General features: G+C 62.3%; 19 protein-coding genes and 1 tRNA gene. 19 read left to right on the forward strand and 1 reads right to left on the reverse strand.

The features are described from left to right. Positions 1–74: 74 nt before the first annotated feature. The 16 genes from R1A29_RS00250 to R1A29_RS00325 all read left to right on the forward strand — a co-directional run bounded on the left by R1A29_RS00250 (position 75) and on the right by R1A29_RS00325 (position 18,119). Positions 75–503 carry a MarR family winged helix-turn-helix transcriptional regulator gene (locus tag R1A29_RS00250; RefSeq protein ID WP_438300323.1) on the forward strand — a complete coding sequence of 143 codons (429 nt, stop codon included), beginning with the start codon at positions 75–77 and terminating at the stop codon, positions 501–503. Further along, a complete protein-coding gene (locus R1A29_RS00255; protein ID WP_085712634.1) occupies positions 500–2,563 on the forward strand; it encodes an FUSC family protein in 2,064 nt (687 codons plus the stop codon). The genes R1A29_RS00250 and R1A29_RS00255 overlap by 4 nt, the downstream gene beginning before the upstream one ends. Beyond that, the gene (locus R1A29_RS00260) at positions 2,560–2,769 is read left to right on the forward strand and encodes a DUF1656 domain-containing protein (RefSeq protein WP_007957657.1); all 210 of its coding nucleotides are present in this window, start codon (positions 2,560–2,562) and stop codon (positions 2,767–2,769) included. Before R1A29_RS00255 ends, R1A29_RS00260 begins: the two co-directional genes overlap by 4 nt. Next, positions 2,766–3,650, forward strand: coding sequence for an efflux RND transporter periplasmic adaptor subunit (locus tag R1A29_RS00265; protein ID WP_085712635.1), 885 nt, complete (start codon positions 2,766–2,768; stop codon positions 3,648–3,650). The genes R1A29_RS00260 and R1A29_RS00265 overlap by 4 nt, the downstream gene beginning before the upstream one ends. Next, positions 3,647–5,089, forward strand: a complete 1,443-nt coding sequence (locus tag R1A29_RS00270; protein ID WP_438300324.1) for an efflux transporter outer membrane subunit — start codon at positions 3,647–3,649, stop codon at positions 5,087–5,089. Before R1A29_RS00265 ends, R1A29_RS00270 begins: the two co-directional genes overlap by 4 nt. 93 nt (positions 5,090–5,182) lie before the next feature. Beyond that, a complete protein-coding gene (locus R1A29_RS00275; protein WP_438300325.1) occupies positions 5,183–5,818 on the forward strand; it encodes an NADH:ubiquinone oxidoreductase subunit N in 636 nt (211 codons plus the stop codon). 199 nt (positions 5,819–6,017) lie between these two features. Next, positions 6,018–7,529, forward strand: coding sequence for a YdgA family protein (locus tag R1A29_RS00280; RefSeq protein WP_438300326.1), 1,512 nt, complete (start codon positions 6,018–6,020; stop codon positions 7,527–7,529). Positions 7,530–7,788: 259 nt separating this feature from the next. After that, positions 7,789–10,272: a poly-beta-1,6 N-acetyl-D-glucosamine export porin PgaA gene (gene pgaA, locus R1A29_RS00285; RefSeq protein WP_438300327.1), complete on the forward strand. Its 2,484-nt coding sequence runs from the start codon at positions 7,789–7,791 to the stop codon at positions 10,270–10,272. Positions 10,273–10,284: 12 nt separating this feature from the next. Then, the gene (pgaB, locus tag R1A29_RS00290; RefSeq protein ID WP_438300328.1) at positions 10,285–12,282 is read left to right on the forward strand and encodes a poly-beta-1,6-N-acetyl-D-glucosamine N-deacetylase PgaB; all 1,998 of its coding nucleotides are present in this window, start codon (positions 10,285–10,287) and stop codon (positions 12,280–12,282) included. Between the two features lies 1 nt (position 12,283). Next, positions 12,284–13,639, forward strand: coding sequence for a poly-beta-1,6-N-acetyl-D-glucosamine synthase (gene pgaC, locus R1A29_RS00295; protein WP_423204663.1), 1,356 nt, complete (start codon positions 12,284–12,286; stop codon positions 13,637–13,639). Continuing rightward, positions 13,636–14,166 carry a poly-beta-1,6-N-acetyl-D-glucosamine biosynthesis protein PgaD gene (gene pgaD / locus R1A29_RS00300; RefSeq protein ID WP_085712642.1) on the forward strand — a complete coding sequence of 177 codons (531 nt, stop codon included), beginning with the start codon at positions 13,636–13,638 and terminating at the stop codon, positions 14,164–14,166. Before pgaC ends, pgaD begins: the two co-directional genes overlap by 4 nt. A 103-nt stretch (positions 14,167–14,269) precedes the next feature. After that, positions 14,270–14,830, forward strand: a complete 561-nt coding sequence (locus tag R1A29_RS00305; RefSeq protein ID WP_085712643.1) for a YbhB/YbcL family Raf kinase inhibitor-like protein — start codon at positions 14,270–14,272, stop codon at positions 14,828–14,830. A gap of 88 nt (positions 14,831–14,918) precedes the next feature. After that, positions 14,919–16,610 (forward strand): vWA domain-containing protein, encoded by a 1,692-nt coding sequence (locus R1A29_RS00310; protein WP_438300329.1) that lies wholly within the window; start codon positions 14,919–14,921, stop codon positions 16,608–16,610. Between the two features lie 29 nt (positions 16,611–16,639). Then, entirely contained in the window at positions 16,640–17,221 is a 582-nt protein-coding gene (locus tag R1A29_RS00315; protein ID WP_438301998.1) for an RNA polymerase sigma factor, read from the forward strand. After that, entirely contained in the window at positions 17,218–17,829 is a 612-nt protein-coding gene (locus tag R1A29_RS00320) for a hypothetical protein (protein WP_438300330.1), read from the forward strand. The genes R1A29_RS00315 and R1A29_RS00320 overlap by 4 nt, the downstream gene beginning before the upstream one ends. Positions 17,830–17,849: 20 nt before the next feature. Further along, positions 17,850–18,119: a hypothetical protein gene (locus R1A29_RS00325; RefSeq protein ID WP_225739936.1), complete on the forward strand. Its 270-nt coding sequence runs from the start codon at positions 17,850–17,852 to the stop codon at positions 18,117–18,119. Positions 18,120–18,185: 66 nt separating this feature from the next. On the opposite strand, the gene R1A29_RS00330 is transcribed toward R1A29_RS00325, so the two are convergent. Then, positions 18,186–18,262 (reverse strand) — tRNA-Arg (locus R1A29_RS00330). Between the two features lie 198 nt (positions 18,263–18,460). Between R1A29_RS00330 and R1A29_RS00335 the strand changes: the two genes are divergently transcribed. From R1A29_RS00335 to R1A29_RS00345, 3 genes are read left to right on the forward strand one after another with little or no spacing between them, the layout of a single operon-like run. Then, positions 18,461–18,688: a RebB family R body protein gene (locus R1A29_RS00335; protein ID WP_085712646.1), complete on the forward strand. Its 228-nt coding sequence runs from the start codon at positions 18,461–18,463 to the stop codon at positions 18,686–18,688. Beyond that, positions 18,688–19,215, forward strand: coding sequence for a hypothetical protein (locus R1A29_RS00340; RefSeq protein ID WP_438300331.1), 528 nt, complete (start codon positions 18,688–18,690; stop codon positions 19,213–19,215). Before R1A29_RS00335 ends, R1A29_RS00340 begins: the two co-directional genes overlap by 1 nt. A gap of 43 nt (positions 19,216–19,258) precedes the next feature. After that, entirely contained in the window at positions 19,259–19,576 is a 318-nt protein-coding gene (locus tag R1A29_RS00345) for a RebB family R body protein (RefSeq protein ID WP_438300332.1), read from the forward strand. The last annotated feature ends 47 nt before the right edge of the window (positions 19,577–19,623 follow it).

Below are 19,623 nucleotides of genomic sequence, written 5' to 3' on the forward strand. Positions count from 1 at the left end.
CAATGCCATATTGATAGTTAGCAAACTAACAGTGTGTGCATTCCCTCGTGCCGAATACTCTCGACGCTCTCCAGATGAACATCAGCAGTGCCATGGTGGTGGCCGCCAGGCATTGGCGGAAGATCTGCCAGACCACGCTGGTCAACTATGGAATTTCCGAAGCCTGCGCCGTCCCGTTGTTGATGATTGGGCGGCTCGGGGAGCGTGTGCATCAGGTGCAGGTGGCACAGGCGGCGGGGATCGAGAGTCCTTCGCTGGTGCGGCTGCTCGATCAGTTGTGCCACGCCGGCTACGTCTGCCGCACTGAAGATCCGCAGGATCGCCGCGCGAAATGTCTGAGCCTGACCGACACCGGCCGTGAACTGGTGCAGGCGGTGGAAGTCGAGCTGGTGCGTTTGCGCAATGAGGTGCTCGAAGGCATCGACCGGAGTGATCTGGAAGCTACGCTTCGAGTATTGAGGGCTTTCGAAGCGGCCAGTCCGCCAGCGGTGACCCATCCGTGAACGGCTTTTTTTCCGGCATTCCTCCGGCCCGGGACTGGTTCTACGGGATCCGTACGTTCGCGGCCTCGATGATCGCGCTGTACATCGCTTTGCTGATGCAGATGCCGCGTCCGTACTGGGCGATGGCCACGGTGTACATCGTTTCCAGCCCGTTCCTCGGGCCGACCAGTTCCAAGGCGCTGTATCGGGCGATCGGTACGTTCCTCGGCGCCGCTGCGGCGGTGCTGTTTGTGCCGATGTTCGTCCAGAGCCCCTATGTGCTGGTGGTGGTCATCGCGTTGTGGACCGGGATTCTGCTGTTCCTGTCCCTGCATCTGCGCACCGCCAATAACTATGCGTTGATGCTCGCCGGCTACACTTTGCCGCTGATCGCTCTGCCGGTGGTGGATAACCCGCTGGCGGTGTGGGACGTGGCGGAAGCCCGGACTGAAGAGATCTTCCTCGGCATCGCGGTCGCTGCCGTGGTCGGCGCGATGTTCTGGCCACGGCGCCTGGCGCCGGTGTTCAACGATGCCGTGGGCAAGTGGTTCGCCGACGCGACCACCTACAGCCTGAAATTCCTCAGCCGTGACGTGAATCCCGAAGAAGTCACCGCCCTGCGCATGGCCATGGTCGGCAGTTTCAACAGCCTGGAATTGATGATCGGCCAGTTGCCCCACGAAGGCGCGCGGCCGCAGACGGTGCGCAACACCAAGGAACTGCGCGGGCGGATGATTCATCTGCTGCCGGTGATCGATGCCCTGGAAGATTCGCTCTACGCCCTCGAACGGCGTACGCCGGAACTGGTGGAAAAATTCGCGCCGCTGCTCACCGCCACCCGGGAATGGCTCGGCTACAAAGACGCCGATCTCGACCGCTGGCAAGCCCTGCGGGATCAGCTCGAAGCCCTGCAACCGAGCGCCGAAGCCCTGGAAGATCGCAAACAGTTGTTGTTCTCCAACGCGCTGTACCGCCTCGGCGAATTCATCGATCTGTGGCAGGACTGTCGCAGTCTGCAGGATGCGATCCTGTGCGAACGCCAGGACAGCTGGCGCGCGGTCTACCGCCACTGGCGCCTCGGTCGTCTGACGCCGTTCCTCGACCGTGGACTGATGCTGTATTCGGTGGCGTCGACCATTCTGGCGATCATCGTCGCCTCGACGCTGTGGATTCTGCTGGGCTGGACCGATGGCGGCAGTGCAGTGATTCTGGCGGCGGTGTCGTGCAGCTTCTTCGCTTCGATGGACGACCCGGCGCCGCAGATTTACCGGTTCTTTTTCTGGACCGGGATGTCGGTGCTGTTTGCCAGTCTGTACCTGTTTCTGGTGCTGCCGAACCTGCACGACTTCCCGATGCTGGTGCTGGCGTTTGCCATCCCGTTCATCTGCGTCGGTACGCTGACGGTGCAGCCACGGTTTTACCTCGGCATGCTGCTGACGCTGGTCAACACCTCGTCGTTCATCAGCATCCAGGGCGCCTACGACGCTGACTTCTTTGCGTTCGCCAACTCCAACCTGGCGGGGCCGCTGGGGCTGTTGTTCGCTTTCATCTGGACCCTGATCGCCCGGCCGTTCGGCGCCGAACTGGCGGCCAAGCGCCTGACCCGTTTCAGCTGGAAAGACATCGTCAGCATGACCGAGCCGGCGAACCTCGCCGAGCACCGGCAACTGGGCGTGCAGTTGCTCGACCGCCTGATGCAGCACTTGCCACGTCTGGCGCTGACCGGTCAGGACACCGGCATCGCCATGCGCGAAGTGCGCGTAGGGCTGAATTTGCTCGACCTGCTGGCCTACACCCCGCGCGTGACCGGTGCGCCGAACGCGTTGCTGCAGCAAGTGGTGGCCGAGGTCGGCGAGTATTTCCGCGCCTGCCTCAAGGCCGGCGAACGCCTGCCGGCGCCAAGCGCTTTGCTGATGACCATGGACCGCACCCGCCGCGCGCTCAACGGCCACGGCGATGAAGAAACCCGACTACACCTGTTGCACGCCTTGAGCGGTTTGCGCCTGGCCCTGCTGCCCGGCGTCGAATTCGTCTCCAGTGCCGAGCCCGAAGAACCGCTGCCCGAAGGAGCGCCCCTATGATCGGTGACCTGGACATCAGCGGCATCTTCCTGCCGACCCTGCTGGTGCTGATGGGCATCACTTACGTGCTGTTCGTGCTGGTACACGGCGTGCTCACACGCCTGCATTTCTACCGTCTGGTCTGGCACCGGGCATTGTTCAACGTGGCCCTCTACGCCGTGATGCTGTACGGCGTGGACTCACTCAGTCGATACCTGATGACATGAAAAAACCGTTTTTGACTATCGGTCGCGTGATGCTGACCTTGCTGATCGTGGCTTTCGCCGTCGTCGTGGTCTGGCGCATGGTGATGTATTACATGTTCGCGCCCTGGACCCGCGACGGCCACATCCGTGCCGACATCGTGCAGATCGCCCCGGACGTGTCCGGGCTGATCCAGCAGGTCGAGGTCAAGGACAACCAGTTGGTGAAACGCGGCCAGGTGCTGTTCAGCATCGATCAGGACCGTTTCAAACTGGCGTTGCGTCAGGCCAAGGCAGCCGTTGCCGACCGCGAAGAAACCCTCGCTCAGGCCCAGCGTGAAGCCAAGCGTAACCGAGGGCTGGGCAATCTGGTGCCGGCGGAACAGCTGGAAGAAAGCCAGTCGAAAGTCGCTCGTGCGCAATCGGCACTGGCTGAAGCGCTGGTGACGGTGGACAGCGCCCAGCTCAACCTCGACCGCTCGGTGATCCGCAGCCCGGTGGACGGCTACGTCAACGACCGTGCGCCACGTGCGCAAGAGTTCGTCACCGCCGGGCGTCCGGTGTTGTCGGTGGTGGACAGCAACTCATTCCACATCGACGGCTATTTCGAAGAGACCAAACTCGACGGCATCCACATCGGTCAGTCGGTGGATATTCGCGTGATAGGCGACCGCGCCCGCTTGCGCGGGCATGTCGAAAGCATCGTCGCCGGTATCGAAGACCGTGACCGCTCGAGCGGCAGCAACCTGCTGCCCAACGTCAACCCGGCCTTCAGCTGGGTGCGTCTGGCGCAGCGGATTCCGGTGCGCATTGCCTTCGACGATGTACCGGAAGACTTCCGCATGATCGCCGGGCGTACCGCCACGGTGTCGATCATCGACGATCAGCAGGAGCCCGCGAAATGAGCAGGGCCCTGATGATCGCCGGTTTGGGCGTGATGTTGTCGGCCTGCTCCATGGTCGGGCCGGACTATCACCTGCCCGCTGATGCAGCGATTCAGCGCAAGGATTTTCAGGGCGATCTGGCGGTGGCCGGCAAGCCTGTGGTTTCTACTCCGGTGCCGGCGGACTGGTGGCGGTTGTATCGCGATCCGCGTCTGGATCAACTGGTGCAGCAGGCCATGGCCTCCAACACCGATCTGCGGGTGGCGGCGGCGAACCTGTCGCGGGCCCGTGCCCAGGTCGATGAGGCCGAGGCGGCCGGGGGCTGGAGCGGCGGCGTGAAAATGGGCGCCCAGCGCTTGCAGGAGTCCGGTCAGGCGTTCCTGCTGCCGGAGAAAGTTCCGGTGGCCAACGTTGCCGACATCGGTATCAGCGCCTCCTACCAGTTCGACCTGTGGGGCGTCCTGCAGCGCGGGATCGAAGCGGCGAAAGCCAACGCCGACGCGACCCAGGCCGCCGCCGACACCGCGCGCATCACCTTGGTGGCGGACGTGGTCCGGGCTTACACCCAGGTCTGCGCGGCCAACGAAGAACGGGAAATCGCCCAGCATTCCCTCGACCTGCAATCCCAGAGCACCACACTGATTCAGCGCCTGCGCGATGCCGGGCGCGGGGACGAAACCCAGGTCACCCGTTCGCAGACCCAATTCAAGTCCCTGCGCGCCGATCTGCCGCGCTATGAAGCGGCGCGTCAGGCCGGGTTGTTCCGCCTGTCGATGCTGCTGGCCAAACCGGTCGATCAATTGCCGGCCGGCACCGCGACCTGCGCCGAACTGCCGAAAATCGCCCAACTGGTGCCGGTTGGTGACGGCGCTGCACTGCTCAAGCGGCGTCCGGATATCCGCCAGGCCGAGCGTCGACTGGCCGCCGCGACTGCTGGCATCGGCATCGCCACCGGCGAGCTGTACCCGGACATCAGCATCGGCGCGACCATCGGCACCGTCGGCATTGTCTCCGACCTTGGTGATCCATCGACCAACCGCTGGGGCTTTGGCCCGTCGCTAAGCTGGAAGGTGCCGACCAACGGCGCCCGGGCACGTATCCGCGAAGCCGAAGCCTCGACCCAGGGCGCTTTGGCACATTTCGACGGCGTGGTGCTGAACGCCATCCGCGAAACCCAGACCGGTCTGGCCCAGTACACCGCGCTGCTGCAACGCCGCGATGCGCTGGCCGATGCCGAGCAGTCGGCGAAGCTGGCGGCTGACCAGACTCACCGCTTCTTCCAGGCGGGCCGCGAGTCGTTCCTCGCCGATCTGCAAGCCACCCGCACCTACACCGATGTCACCGCGCAACTGGCCGCCGCCAACACTCAGGTTGCCATGAGCCAGATCGATTTGTTCCTCGCCCTCGGCGGCGGTTGGGAAAGCGGACGAACGCAAGCCTCGAGCGCCAGCAAACCCTGAGGCCGTTGCTATGCTTTGAAGTGTTGGAGGGGCGCCCTGAGCAAGGCGCCTTTTCAGCGCACATTGCTAGCGCAGGTCTAGGGGAAACCAATAATGAAAAACCCTTACGCTCTCGGCTTCTGGTGCGCCCTGGTCGCACTGGTGCTGCTGTCTGCCACCTATTTCTACGGCATCATGCTGGCCCATCAGATCGACAAGGCGATGGTCTTCCTCGACAGCGCGACCGCGTTGATCGCGGTGATGGCGATCGTGGTGGTGGCCTGGTCGCTGGTGCAGGTGCAACGACTCAAGAAACGCCAGCTTGAGCAAAGCAAGACGCTGCTGCTGATCTGGGACACCAAAGTCGCGCTGCGCAAAGTCGAAACCGTGTTCGACCGCTACTTCTGGGGCAGCTACTGGCAACCGGGACGCACCTTCGCCGAGGTCATGGGCGAACTCACCGGCACCCCGCTGGAGAAAAGCCTCGAAGCCCTGAAAAAACAGTGTCTGGAGCTCGACAGGCAAGTCGCCGATGACGGCTGGCACTGGCTGAACAACGCCCGTGAGCTGTCCGACGTGGCCACGGCCATGGCCCGCGAGCGCTATCAACTGGATTTCTGTGACCCGCGCAACGACGGGCCGGGCGGGGCGGTGATCGACCGGGATTTCGAGGTGCTCGTGTACACCTGGACCGCACGCCTGAGAAGCTTCGATCATCAGCTCGATGAGATCGAGGTCCAATATTCCTGATCCCGAAAAGATCGCCGAACCCGGCGATCTTTTTGTTTGTCCATGTCCCGTGGACACTCTTTAACCTTTAAACATTGGGCCGCCCTGCGCGGCCAGTGCTAATCTCCACCGCTAAATTCAGCGGAGTCGAACCACGGCCCGGTCACGGGTTCACGGAAGACGGCCATACATTCAGCCACGGAAATCGATCAGGTCATTCATGAATAAATCAGCAGGCGTGCTTCTCGGAATCGTTGTTGCCATCGGCGCCATCAGCGTCGGCGGGGCCTGGTATACGGGCACCAAGATTGAAGGCGTGCTCAACAACGCCGTCGTCGACGCCAACAAAGAGCTGCAGACCGCCATGGCCGGCTCCAACGGCAGCGCGTCGCTGGAGCTGGTATCGCTGGAGCGTCACACCTTCAGCAGCACTGCGCACTATCGCCTCAAGGGCGAAGGCGAGATGTTCGGTGAAGCACCGGTCGAGCTGCTGTTCGTCGACCACATCGAACACGGCCCGCTACCGTTCTCGCGTCTGGTCTCGCTGAAATGGCTGCCGGTCATGGCCACCAGTCACTATGAGCTGGAAAAGACCCCGGTCACCGAGAAATGGTTTGCCGCCACCAAGGGCGCTGCGCCGCTCAAGGGGGTGGTCAACATCGGCTATGACCAGTCCACCACCGGCAATATCGAACTGCTGCCGCTGGAAACCGCGCTGGATGACAAGTCGAGCCTGAAGTTTTCCGGTCTGAACATGGACATTTCCGCCAGCGCCCAGGCGCAGAAGGTCAAGGCCAACGGCTATATGGACAGCCTGCACCTGACCACTGTGGCTGAAGATCAGGCGCCGGTGCAGATCGAACTCAACGGCCTGACCCTGGCCAGCAACCTGAACAAGAGCAGCTACGGCTACTACACCGGTGAGAACACGCTGGAGCTGACCAGCAGCAAGACCACTTTCGGTGCCAAACAGTTGGTGCTGGGCGTGAAGAACTTCGAGATGAAGAACCTCACCGAAGAGAACGGCAGCAACGCCTCCGGTCGTGCCGACTACAAAATCGGCGAAGTGACCCTCAACGACAAGAAAATCGGCTCGGCCAACCTGGCCATGAGCCTGAAGAACCTCGACATCCCGTCGGCCCTGTCGCTGATGCAGATTTACCAGACCAAGCTGCAGCCGTACGAAAAAGCCGCCGCCGAAGCCACTGCCGCCGGCCTGCCGGCGCCAGAGCTGAACCTGACCGAAGCCGAGTCCGCCCAGGTCAAGTCTGACATGCAGAAACTGCTGGCCGCCGGCCCGCAACTGGCGCTGGAAGACCTGTCGCTGAAAACCGCCAACGGTGAAAGCCGTGCCAATCTGGTGCTCGACCTGACCAAACCGGCCTCGATGGACCTGCCGCCGGATCAACTGGGCAAACAGCTGATCGCCCTGCTGGACCTCAATGTGCTGGTGTCCAAGCCGATGCTGGTGGATCTGCTCAGCGTGCAGGCCCAGATTGACGGTCAGACCGACGCCAAAGCCATTGTTGACCAGGCCAGCGCCGCCGCCGACATGTTCTCCGGCATGGCCGTGGGTTCGCAGCTGGCAACGCTGGATGGCACCAATGTGACAACCAAGTTGCATTACGCCGCCAATCAGGTGGAGTTCAACGGCCAGAAGATGACCGTCGAGCAATTCGTCGGCTTCCTGATGAGCAAGTTCGCTGGTGTGAGCGTCAGCCAGGAACAGTAAAACCCCGCGCAACACCTCAGCGCCCGGCCTTTGCTACCCGCAAACGCCGGGCGTTTTGCTGTCTGGCATCCGGCCTTGCGGCGCGCTCCGCCGCGCTTCGTCACGAATCTGAATAATTATTGTGTTCTGAATATTGGTCTACGCTTGCGTGCAAGACTGCCCTGCTACTAAAGCCTGGCTGGGTCGCCGACCCGGCCATCCGTTACGAATGGGCAAGGAGGGCATTGCGACCCGGCTGGCCATGTAAGGATGCTGATTGATGCCGCGTATTGATGTTCCTGTATTACATCGTGGTTTACGCCCTTTGTTTCGCGTTGCGCTGTGCAGCCAGTTGCTCTGGCCCGCATTGGCGCTGGCCGATACGCCCTATGATCAGATGGTGCGTGATGCGCGTGCCGGGCAGACCACGCCTGCACTGAACGTGCTGCGTCAGGTTCCGCCGGGCCAGTCGACCACGGGGCAGATCAGCGATCACCTGCAAATCGCCAGTTGGGCCGGGCTCGATGCCGAAGTGGTCAAGGTTTATGAATCCGAGGGCCGCAACCGTGTCTTGCCTGTTCAGGCCCTGACCGCCACCGCCCGCGCCTATCGCAATCTCAAACGCTGGGATCAGGCCACCGAGGTCTACAACAAGGCCCTGGCGCTGGAGCCGAACAATGCCGACCTGCAACTGGGTCTGGCGTTGACCCAGGCGGATTCCGGCAAACCCGACGAGGCTGTCACCCGCGCCAAGGCGCTGGTTGCCGCCAAGCCCGATGATCCTTCCCGCCGTCTCGCACTGGGCTATGCCCTGACCCGCGCCGGCAAACAGTACGACGCACTGTTCGAATACGATCAGGCCTTCGTTCGCGCCGGCAGCAAACCGGAAGTCGCCCGTGAATACGTGGTGGCTCTGCAAAAGGCCCGTCTGCCCGAGCCTGCACTGCGCCTGGCCTACCAGCGTCCGGGATTGATCGATCCGGTGACCCAGCGCCGCCTCGAAGGCGATCTGGCCGCCGAACGCGTGCGTCTCGCCGAATTTGCCACCCGCAGTGAAAAAGAACGCTACGTGATCGCCGACCGCGCGCTGGCCGACTACGACAAGCTGCTCGCCACCTGGACCCCGGACGCCAGCGCCCACGATGACGTGACCCGCTGGCGCATCGACCGCATGGGCGCCCTCAAGGCCCGGGCGCGCACTGCCGACGTGATTACCGAATACCAGAAGCTGCAAGCCGAAGGCGTGAAAATTCCGACCTACGCCCTGCGCTGGGTGGCCGCGTCCTATCTGGATCAGCGTCAGCCGGAAGTCTCCACCGACCTGTATCGTCAGGTGCTCTCGGCACCGGATGCCGATGCCGGTGATCGCCTCGAAGACACCACCGCGCTGTATTACTCGCTGCTGGAAAGCGACCGTGCCGAGGAGGCACGCAAGGTCGCCGAAGACCTGGCCAAAAACGAGAAACCGCGCGTCGAACTCAAGGGCCTGCCCATCGGCAACCCCAGCGACGACTGGATGGACGCCCAACTGTTGTCGGCCCAGGCCGCTGGCACCTATGGCGCGGATTTGCCCCATGGCGAGGACCGTCTGCAGACCCTGGTCGATCAGGCGCCGGGCAACGTCGGCTTGCGCCTGTCCCAGGCCGATCTGTACCTGGCTCGCCAATGGCCGCGCCGCGCCGAAAGCCAGCTCAAGGAAGTCGAGAGCATGGTGCCCCGGGACATGGGCCTGGAGGTGGCTCAGGCCCGTACCGCCATGACGCTTCAGGAATGGCGGCAGATGGATGCGCTGACCGACGACGTTGTCGAGCGTTTCCCGGACAATCGCCAGGTTCAGCGAGCGGCCCGCGAGCGTGAAGTGCATGACATGTCCGAGCTGCGCGTCGAAGCGTATGGCGGCAAGGCCAATGGCGGCAGCGGTGGCAATGCCGGCGCAGTCAGCGGCAGCCGGGACTTCGGCATCCAGAGCACGCTGTACAGCCCGCCGATCGATGAAGACTGGCGGGTGTTCGCGGGGATCGGCTACGCCACTGGCGACTTCGCTGAAGGTACCGGCAACCACCGCTTCCAGCGTGTCGGTCTGGAACGTCGCACCCGCGACATGACCCTCGAAGCGGAAGTCTCCAACCATTCCTACGGTTATGGCGACAAGCAGGGCGCCCGTCTGGCGATTGCCCGGGATATCAACGACAACTGGCAGTACGGCGGCAGCCTTGAATACCTGTCGGCGGACACCCCGCTGCGCGCGTTGAACAGCAACATCAAGGCCAACGGCGGCAGCGGTTTCATCCGCTGGCGCGCCAATGAAAGCCGTGAATGGAAACTGTCGGTCAGCCCGTCGCACTTCAGCGACGGCAACAACCGCGTCGAAGCCTTGCTGACCGGGCGCGAAGGCGTCTACAGCACGACTCATGTGCAGGTCGATGCCGGTCTGGAAGTCAGCACCAGCCACAACTCGAATTCCGAAGACGTGCCTTACTACAACCCGAAGGCGGACTTCAGTGTGATGCCGACGGTCAACGTCAACCACGTGCTCTACCACCGCTACGAAACCTCCTGGAGCCAGCAGTTCCAGGCCGGTGCGGGTACGTACAGTCAGCGTGACCACGGCACCGGCGGCATGGCGATGCTCGGCTATGGCCAGCGTTATGCCTGGAACGACGTATTCGAGGTGGGCGGCTTGTTCAGTGTGATCAACCGGCCCTACGACGGTGATCGGGAAACCGATCTGCGTCTGCTCGTCGACCTCACTTTCCGCTTCTAGAAGAGTTTGAAGATGCCTTTGATTTCGCGTTTCATCCTTCTGCTGGGAGTGCTGCTGGTCAGCGCCTGCGCCCAGCAAGCCCCGGCCTTCGCACCGCCGTCCGAGCGCCCGGTGGCGGCCAATGAAAAGCCATGGCCGAAAAACCACGTGCTGGGCATTGCCTACCACGACATCGAAGACCGTGATCCCGATCAGGCCGTGGTGGCGGTGCGCACCGAGCGCATGATCGAGCAACTGGCGTGGCTGCGGGAAAACAACTACAAGCCGGTGACGGTCGATCAGATCATGGCCGCGCGCAAGGGCGGGCCGGAACTGCCGCCCAAGGCGATCCTGCTCAGCTTCGACGACGGCTACGCGAGTTTCTACACCCGTGTGATGCCGGTGCTGCGTGCCTATAACTGGCATGCGCTGCTGGCACCGGTGGGCGTCTGGATCGACACACCGCTGAATCAGCCGGTGGATTTTGCCGGCGCCATGCGTCCGCGTTCCGACTTCCTGACCTGGGATCAGGTGCGCGAAATCTCGCAATCCGGCCTGGTGGAAATCGCCGCCCACACCGACGCCAGCCACAAAGGTATCCTCGCCAACCCGCAAGGCAACATGCAGCCGGCGGCCGCGACCCGGCGTTACGATCCGGTGACCAAACGCTATGAATCCGAGGCGGATTTCCAGGCGCGTATCCGCACCGACGTGGCCACCATCTCGGAGAAAATCCGCAAGGCCACCGGCAAGAAGCCACGGGTCTGGGTCTGGCCCTACGGCACGGCGGACGGTACTTCACTGACTGTGGTCAGCGAGCAGGGCTACGAAATGGCCCTGACCCTCGACGACGGTCTCGATGCCCTCGACAACCTGATGAGCAGCCCACGTTTCCTCGTCGCGTCTGACCCGGACGGCGAGCATTTCGCCAACAGCATCGTGGCGGTGCAGTCCGATTTCGCCATGCGCGTGGTGCATGTGGATCTGGACAACGTCTATGACCCGGACCCGGCGCAGCAGGAAGTGAACCTCGGCAAGCTGATCCAGCGCATGGCCGACATGGGTGCCAACACGGTATTTCTGCAAGCCTTCGCCGACCCGAAAGGCGATGGCCTGGTGCATTCGCTGTATTTCCCCAACCGTCATCTGCCGGTGCGTGCCGATATTTTCGACCGTGTCGCCTGGCAACTGCGCACCCGGGCTCACGTGAAAGTGTTCGCCTGGATGCCGGTGCTGAGTTTTGCGCTGGATTCGAAACTGCCGCGTGTCACACGCTGGGATCCGAAGACCGGCACCACCGCTGTCGATCCGGATCAGTACAAGCGACTGTCGCCGTTCGATCCCGAGGTACGGCGGATCATTGGTGAAATCTACGAAGACGTGGCGCGCCTGACCTCGGTCGACGGCATCCTCTACCACGACGACGCCGTGCTGTCGGATTTCGAGGACGCCAGCCCCGAGGCATTGAAGGCCTATGTTGCCCACGGCCTGCCGGGCTCGATTGCCGCCCTGCGTGACGATCCGGCGGCCATGCAGCGCTGGACCCGGTTCAAGAGCCGCTACCTGATCGACTTCACCAACGAACTGACCGCCAAGGTCCGGGCGATCCGAGGCCCGCAGGTGCTGACTGCGCGCAACATCTTCGCCGAGCCGATTCTCAACCCCGAGAGCGAAGCGTGGTTCGCACAGAACCTTGACGACTTCCTCGTGAGCTACGACTGGACGGCACCGATGGCCATGCCGCTCATGGAAAAACAGACCCATGCGCAATCCGGCCCGTGGCTGGAAGAACTGGTGGCGAGGATCAAGCAGCGCCCCGGCGCGCTGGATCGCACGGTGTTCGAATTGCAGGCCCGGGACTGGACGAAAAAGGACCAGGCCGACATCGACGGTGCACAACTGGCCGATTGGATGGGCCGTCTCAAGCGTCAGGGCGCGACGAGTTTCGGCTACTACCCGGACAACTTCCTCGAGAACCTGCCGGACCTGAAAACCGTGCGGCCAGCGCTCTCCAACAAATGGAACCCATGACATGCTGGATAGACTGCTGGCCCTGCTTGTTCTGGCGATCGTCCTCGGCGTACCGCTGGGGCTGATCTTCCTGGTCACCGGGCAATTCCTGATGGACTTCGTGTTCTTCTACCCGCTGTTCATGTCCGGGTTGTGGATTTCCGGCGGCCTGTATTTCTGGCTGCACTGGGAGCGGCACTGGCCGTGGAAAGACGACACGCTGCCGCCACCGCTGGAAGGCGAACCGCTGATTTCGATCCTTATTCCTTGCTACAACGAGGGCGACAACGCCGCCGACACCATTCACGCGGCGCTGGCCCAGCATTACCCGAACATCGAAGTCATCGCGATCAACGACGGTTCCAAGGACAACACCGCGCAAGTGCTGGATGCGCTGGCCAAGGAAGACCCACGGCTGCGGGTGCTGCACCTGGCGGAAAACCAGGGCAAGGCCGTGGCCCTGCGCATGGGCGCCATTGCGGCGCGCAGTGAATATCTGGTGTGCATCGACGGTGACGCGCTGCTGGCGCCGAACACCGCTGCTTACCTCGTGGCACCGATGCTCGACAACGCGCGACTTGGCGCGGTGACCGGCAACCCGCGGATCCGCACGCGTTCGACGCTGGTCGGGCGGGTCCAGGTCGGCGAGTTCTCGTCGATCATCGGGCTGATCAAACGCACCCAGCGGGTTTTCGGGCGGATCTTCACCGTGTCCGGTGTGATCGTTGCGTTCCGTCGCACGGCGTTGAACCGGGTCGGCTACTGGAGCCCGGACATGATCACCGAAGACATCGACATCAGCTGGAAGCTGCAACTGGACCACTGGAGCATCTTCTACGAGCCCCGCGCCCTGTGCTGGATCCTGATGCCGGAAACCCTGCGCGGCCTGTGGAAGCAGCGCCTGCGCTGGGCCCAGGGTGGTGCCGAAGTGCTGTTCAAGAACATTCGCGGGATCTGGCAGTACCGTCACCGTTATCTGTGGCCGCTGCTGTTCGAATATTGCCTGTCGACCGGTTGGGCTTTCACCTTTCTGTTGTCGGTGATCTTCTGGGGGATGGGCAAGTTCATGGTCATGCCCGAGGCCATTGCCGTGCATCACTTGATGCCGCCGGCCTTTACCGGACTGCTGCTGGCGTTTGTCTGCCTGGTGCAGTTCGCGGTCAGCATCATCATCGACCGACGCTATGAGCCGGGTCTGGGCAGAACCATGTTCTGGGTGGTCTGGTATCCGTTGGTGTTCTGGTTCATCAGTCTGCTGACCACGCTGGTCAGCTTTCCGAAGGTGCTGTTCGGCCAGCATCAGAAGCGTGCGCGCTGGGTCAGCCCCGACCGGGGCATCAAACCGGCGGGCGACGACGAAGAGGAGGTCATCAAATGAAAATCATCCGGACCCGCCAGCGGCCATTCCTGGTGGTGATCGACGTGATCCTCACGGTGCTGGCCTGGGTTGGCCTGCTGTATCTGCTGGTGCGCGGGCTGTGGCCGCTGATCGAAACCCATGCCGGCGGGCCGCGCATCGACAATTCGGCATTTGAAGCCCTTGGCACCTTGCAGATTTATTTGTGGGTGGCGCTGGTCAACGCCGTGATCCTGATTTCCTGGGCCCGTTATCAACAGCGCAAGAGCCGCAGTTTCGCCCAGCGTCGTCTGGCCGCGCCGGTGGTTGACGATGACGGCCTGAGCAAAAGCTTCAAACTGTGCGATGACCGCCTGCAGAAGCTGCGCAGCCCGGGTGTTATCACCATCCATAACAACCAGGACGGTGACGTCAGCCACGTGGTGCCGCACCTGTGGCCGGTGGAACCGGCGGAACTGCCGCCACCCCTGGCGCCGCTGGAGCATCCGCGGGTGATTTTTCTGCATGCTGAGGACGACGATAACCGTGAGCCGACGAACCGTCTGTAAGCGCGGTGATACCAATGGGCGTCATTTGCCACTGCCACGGCACGAACGGTACAGCTATAGTCTGCAGGCCGAAGACGGCCCAACTGCACAAGGTGCTCCCGGAATGACCCGATTGACCTCTCTCAACCCTTGGCTGGCGGCCGTTGCCGTCGCCCTTTGCGTGCAGTTTCCGGCGCAGGCCCAGGAGCGTTTCACCCTCAGCATTCCCGGTGTTTCGGACAACCGTCTGTTCACCGCGGCGGCAGCCAGTGACGCCGCCGGTTGCGGCGGCAAGAACCTGTCCCCGGCGTTGAGCTGGAACGCCGGGCCGGCCGCGACCCAGAGCTACGCCATCGTGATGCATGATCCGGACGGCCAGAAAGGCCTGGGCGTCGATCACTGGGTTCATTACGGCATCAAGGCCACGACCCGGCAGATCCCGGCCGGCAGCGGCACCAAGCCGACTTTCGAAGGCCTGGGCGGCACCAACAGCAAAGGCACGACCACTTATGTCGGCCCGTGCCCGCCAACCGGCGACAGTGCGCACCACTACATCATTCAGATCTACGCCCTGGACCTGGCCCCCGACGCCTTGCCGGCCGGCCTGACCCGCGCCCAATTGCTGGAAAAAATCAAAGGCCATGTGCTGCGCAACAGCAGTGCAGTGCGGCGCTATCACCGCTGAAAATAATGTCGGCGGCGTTTAACCCGAACTGAAAGGGCTGTCCGTCTCAGAGGTTGAATGGATCAATTCTTCCTCGAGGTCAGCCCCCATGTCTCTTCCATCGACGCTTCTGCGACCCCTGGCTGCCGGTGTGCTGTTGGTCGTCGCCGGTTGCGGTGTTTCCTCCAACCCGGAATCCGCCGCCGTGCGGTCACCGGCACAGTCCCCGTCAAAACCCGTAGCGCAACAAGAGAGGGTCATGGCCGATCACGCTTTGGCCAAGCGCAGTGCATTGGCGGTGCCGACGGCCAGTTTTGCACCGATGCCCGCCGGGGAAAGTTATCCACAGGACTATCGCGCCGAGCCGCGCGAGCAATACGAAACCCTGGCCGATAACCCGATTCACAGCGTTGCCGAAACGCCCGTCTCGACCTTCAGTGCCGATGTGGATACCGGCGCCTACGCCAACGTCCGCCGTTTGCTGAATCAGGGGCGCCTGCCGCCGGAAGGCGCGGTGCGGCTGGAGGAGATGGTCAATTACTTTCCCTATGACTATGCGTTGCCCACTGACGGATCGCCATTCGGCGTGACCACCGAACTGGCCGCTTCGCCGTGGAACCCGCACACCCGGCTGCTGCGCATCGGCATCAAGGCGTCTGACCGCTCGGTGGCGGAACTGGCCCCGGCCAATCTGGTGTTTCTGGTGGACGTATCCGGCTCGATGGATCGTCGCGAAGGGCTGCCGCTGGTCAAAAGCACCCTGAAGCTGCTGGTCGATCAACTGCGCGAGCAGGATCGCGTTTCGCTGGTGGTGTATGCCGGCGAATCCAGAGTGGTGCTGGAGCCGACGTCCGGACGGGAAAAAGCGAAAATTCGCACAGCCATCGAGCAGTTGACTGCGGGAGGCTCGACCGCGGGTGCCTCCGGTATCGAACTGGCCTACCAAATGGCGCAACAAGCCCTCATTCCCAAAGGCATCAACCGCATCCTGCTGGCTACCGACGGTGATTTCAATGTCGGCGTCAGCGACTTCGACAGCCTCAAGCAAATGGCTGTGGATAAACGCAAGACCGGGATTTCCCTGACCACCCTGGGGTTTGGTGTGGATAACTACAATGAACACCTGATGGAACAACTGGCGGATGCCGGCGACGGCAACTACGCCTACATCGACAACCTGCGCGAGGCGCGCAAGGTCTTGGTGGATCAGTTAGGTTCGACCCTCGCCGTGGTGGCGAAAAACGTCAAATTGCAGGTGGAATTCAATCCGGCGCAGGTCAGTGAATACCGGCTGCTCGGCTACGAAAACCGCGCGCTCAAGCGTGAGGATTTCAGCAATGACAAGGTCGATGCCGGTGAGATCGGTGCAGGCCATACGGTGACCGCGCTGTATGAAATTGTCCCGACTGGCGAGAAAGGCTGGTTGGAACCGCTGCGTTATGGAAAAACCGATGCGGTGGCTTCCGAGAAGAAAGGAGAATTGGCGATGCTGCGTGTGCGATATCAAAAGCCTGAAGGTGGGAAAAGTCTGCTGATCGAGCGGCCGATTGCCAGTCAGATTGCGCCCGCCAGTGAAGACCTGCGTTTTGCTGCCGCCGTCGCTGCGTTTTCCCAGCAACTCAAGGACGGCCGCTACACCGGCGATTTCAGCCTCAAGGACACCGAAACCCTGGCCCGAGGTGCCCGTGGCGATGACCGCTTCGGCCTGCGCAACGAGTTCGTGCAACTGGTGGAACTGGCGCAGAGCCTGCGGACTGCGACCGCCTCCAATGCGATGCCAAACGAGCGACGGGTTGAATAGTGAGCCGCCTGAAGGGGTTTATCAGCCAGCTGTTTGCCAGCGCAGACAGCCTTGAGGCCAGCAGTGACGAATCGCTGCTGGCCCGTTATCGGGAGGGCGACGGCAAGGCGTTCGAGCTCTTGTACGCCCGCCATCGCCAGAGTCTGTACCGGTTTCTGCTCGGGTTGAGTGGCAAACCGGAACTGGCCGAAGAGGTGTATCAGGAAACCTGGCTTAGCCTGATCCGCAGCAGCAGTCAGCCACAAGGCCGGGCGACTTTTCGTACCTGGTTGTTCCAGATTGCCCGCAACCGTCTGATCGATCACTGGCGCAAGCACGGCGCCCATCAGCCGTTGCATGACAGCTACGACGAACAGACCCATGCGGTCAGTGACGATACGAGCGACCCCGAACAACTGCTGAGCCTCAGTCGCGACAGCCTGCGCCTGGACAGCGCGCTGCAAACCCTGCCTTCCGAGCAGCGCGAAGTATTCCTGCTGCGCGCCCACGGCGACCTCGACCTGGCGCAAATCGCCAGCCTCACCGAAACACCGCTGGAAACCGTCAAGAGCCGCTTGCGCTACGCCCAGCACAAACTGCGTCGGCTGCTGGCCGAGGAGGTACTGACATGACGGACACCCGCCAGACACCCGAAGAGCAACTGCTCAAGCATTATCGCGAGCAACAGCTCGGCGAACCGCCGGCGAAGCTCGACGCACTGATTATCAGCGCCGCGCATCGTCAGCTCCCGGCACCGAAACCGAGCCTGTCACAGCGCTGGCTCAAGGCCTGTCAGAAACCGCGTTATCAGGTGGCTTTCGCCAGTCTTGTGGGCATCGCGCTGATGCTGACTCTGGTGCAGCGCGTCCCGGAACCGGTGGCCCATTACGATTTTGCTCCAGCTGCGAAACCTGCTGCGCCACTGGCCCGAAAGGAAGCTGTTGAATCCCGAAGATTGTCAGCCCCTGCGGGCGCGTTATCAGCACCTGCCCCCGCACCGATGGCAGAAATGGCCGCGCCGATGCAAAGCGAATCGATCAGCGCCGACACGGCTGACGAAGCCAAAGCCAGCAAGCGCGCCGCCGCACCGGCCAATGGGCTCGACGAGCAACTGCGCGAAGTCCTGCGCCTGCGCGAATCCGGTCAATCACAGGCTGCCGACACTCTGTACAACAATCTGCACAAGCGTTATCCGAGCGTGAATCTGGACCTGCGCCTCGAACAAATCCGCCAGAACTGACCGGTTGATCACCCAGCCATTTGGCATTGCCCCGCAAAAACGCGCACTATCGGGGCATTGCCGATGCGCTGGAGGATGCCGTGGCCCAAAAAATCGACCGCATCGCCCAAATGCTCAACTGCCCGGTGAAGGGCGAAGAACTGCGGCGAGCTGTGACGGAGAGTCGCAAGGAATTTCTTCTGGCCAAACAGGCAGAAGAGGATCTGCAGGACGACGTTCTTGATGATGAGTGGATCGAGGACGACGAAGACGATGATGAATATGACGAGTTTGACTGGACGACGGAGTGAGTCGCCAACCGGCACGCACAAAAAAGCCTCAGACCTTTCGGCCTGAGGCTTTTTCGTTTCTGTTCATGGCGCACCAGGCGGGATTCGAACCCACGACCCCTGCCTTCGGAGGGCAGTACTCTATCCAGCTGAGCTACTGGTGCAGCGGGCGACATCATACCTAGGTCGGCTCGGGGCGTCCATGCCGGTTTTTGCCGGGGCATTGTCAGTGTTTGTGTCGGGTGAGGGCGCATTCCAAAAGGCTGTAACGTCCTGCAAAACGCTCTCGTGGCAGTTTGGCGAAGCTGTTCTATTGTTTTCCTGCGGCGGGTTCTTCGATCGCCTTACTCAGGGAGAAAAGCATGAGCGTCGTCAATCCTCAAATCACCGATTCCGTTACCCAGTCGAATGTGCAGGTCGTGGGTTCTGCGCCGGCCACGGCCATTGCTACGCTGACCCAGGTCACCAGTCATGCGGTCAGTCTGGCGTTGCAGAACGCGGTCAGCCATCAGCAGGCGATGAACATTATCGGCAACGCCACGGTGGCAGCGGCCGTGCAGCAGATTCTGGCGGTGGGAGGGCGCTCCTGATGACCGGGGAGAAGGCGCAAAGCGACAACGTGGAGCAACCGGCCGTCGACCCGGCGGCCGCAGCCGCCGCGTTGCTTGAGTCGCTCAATGAACATCTGCTTCAGCAGTCGGCTGACGGTGTCGGGGCGGAAGCGTTGAATCGACAGATTGTCGAAGCGGTGAACCTGCTCAACACACAGCTTGCTGCTCACGCGCAGTTGAGTTCGGAACTGCTGGTTCGACAGGCCAGCGGACTGGTGGCGCAATCGGCGGCGAGCTACTTCGATGGTGTCACCAAGCTCGCTCTGGCCTCTCAAGGTGTGCTGCTGCGCCAGATGACCGAGAGCATCATCAAGGATGACCTCGACGCGGCTACCGAAAGTGCGCTCGGTGCCTTGAATACCCATCTGCTGGTAGGCGGCGCTGCAGCGGTGGCCGCGGCGAGCGGAGTGCTGGACGCCGACGGGGTGAATCAGGCACTCGAGCGAATCAACCAGAGCATTGCCCAGTTCAGCGCCAGCCATCCCGAGCGGTCCGCGGGCGCCTGAGCAATATTTGCAACACCCACTGTCCCTTGAAAGGAGTCCGAACATGGCAACCGTGAATGATCAGATCACCGATGCGGTCACCCAGACCAGCGTCAAGGTGGTGGCCGAGGCACCGGCCATGGCGATGGGCAGCGTTTATCAAAGCATGGCGCACTCGACCGGCATCCTGTTCGAGAATGCCGTCAGCGCCCAGCAGCAACAGAACACGCTGGCTCAGGCGGCAACCAACCAGGGGGTGATGCAGATTTACAGCGTCGATACCACGGCTGGCGCCGCTGCCACGGAAAAGCTGGGGCAGGCGGGTGTCGCTGACAACCTGACGAGTCTGTTGACGGTGCTCAAATCGTTTCAGAACAAGTAGTCACGCCCCTTTACTCCCTGCCGTTCGGCGGCGGCAGGGAACAGGGG

It is taken from the genome of Pseudomonas sp. NMS19W, assembly GCF_051554255.1.
Lineage (GTDB): Bacteria > Pseudomonadota > Gammaproteobacteria > Pseudomonadales > Pseudomonadaceae > Aquipseudomonas > Aquipseudomonas kribbensis.

What these genes read in the sequence shown, in the direction of transcription:
- R1A29_RS00250 (WP_438300323.1), top strand. Translation starts at nt 75, where the DNA reads ATGAACATCAGCAGTGCCATGGTGGTGGCCGCCAGGCATTGGCGGAAG.
- R1A29_RS00260 (WP_007957657.1), top strand. Translation starts at nt 2,560, where the DNA reads ATGATCGGTGACCTGGACATCAGCGGCATCTTCCTGCCGACCCTGCTG.
- R1A29_RS00265 (WP_085712635.1), top strand. Translation starts at nt 2,766, where the DNA reads ATGAAAAAACCGTTTTTGACTATCGGTCGCGTGATGCTGACCTTGCTG.
- R1A29_RS00270 (WP_438300324.1), top strand. Translation starts at nt 3,647, where the DNA reads ATGAGCAGGGCCCTGATGATCGCCGGTTTGGGCGTGATGTTGTCGGCC.
- R1A29_RS00275 (WP_438300325.1), top strand. Translation starts at nt 5,183, where the DNA reads ATGAAAAACCCTTACGCTCTCGGCTTCTGGTGCGCCCTGGTCGCACTG.
- R1A29_RS00280 (WP_438300326.1), top strand. Translation starts at nt 6,018, where the DNA reads ATGAATAAATCAGCAGGCGTGCTTCTCGGAATCGTTGTTGCCATCGGC.
- pgaA (WP_438300327.1), top strand. Translation starts at nt 7,789, where the DNA reads ATGCCGCGTATTGATGTTCCTGTATTACATCGTGGTTTACGCCCTTTG.
- pgaB (WP_438300328.1), top strand. Translation starts at nt 10,285, where the DNA reads ATGCCTTTGATTTCGCGTTTCATCCTTCTGCTGGGAGTGCTGCTGGTC.
- pgaC (WP_423204663.1), top strand. Translation starts at nt 12,284, where the DNA reads ATGCTGGATAGACTGCTGGCCCTGCTTGTTCTGGCGATCGTCCTCGGC.
- pgaD (WP_085712642.1), top strand. Translation starts at nt 13,636, where the DNA reads ATGAAAATCATCCGGACCCGCCAGCGGCCATTCCTGGTGGTGATCGAC.
- R1A29_RS00305 (WP_085712643.1), top strand. Translation starts at nt 14,270, where the DNA reads ATGACCCGATTGACCTCTCTCAACCCTTGGCTGGCGGCCGTTGCCGTC.
- R1A29_RS00310 (WP_438300329.1), top strand. Translation starts at nt 14,919, where the DNA reads ATGTCTCTTCCATCGACGCTTCTGCGACCCCTGGCTGCCGGTGTGCTG.
- R1A29_RS00320 (WP_438300330.1), top strand. Translation starts at nt 17,218, where the DNA reads ATGACGGACACCCGCCAGACACCCGAAGAGCAACTGCTCAAGCATTAT.
- R1A29_RS00335 (WP_085712646.1), top strand. Translation starts at nt 18,461, where the DNA reads ATGAGCGTCGTCAATCCTCAAATCACCGATTCCGTTACCCAGTCGAAT.
- R1A29_RS00340 (WP_438300331.1), top strand. Translation starts at nt 18,688, where the DNA reads ATGACCGGGGAGAAGGCGCAAAGCGACAACGTGGAGCAACCGGCCGTC.
- R1A29_RS00345 (WP_438300332.1), top strand. Translation starts at nt 19,259, where the DNA reads ATGGCAACCGTGAATGATCAGATCACCGATGCGGTCACCCAGACCAGC.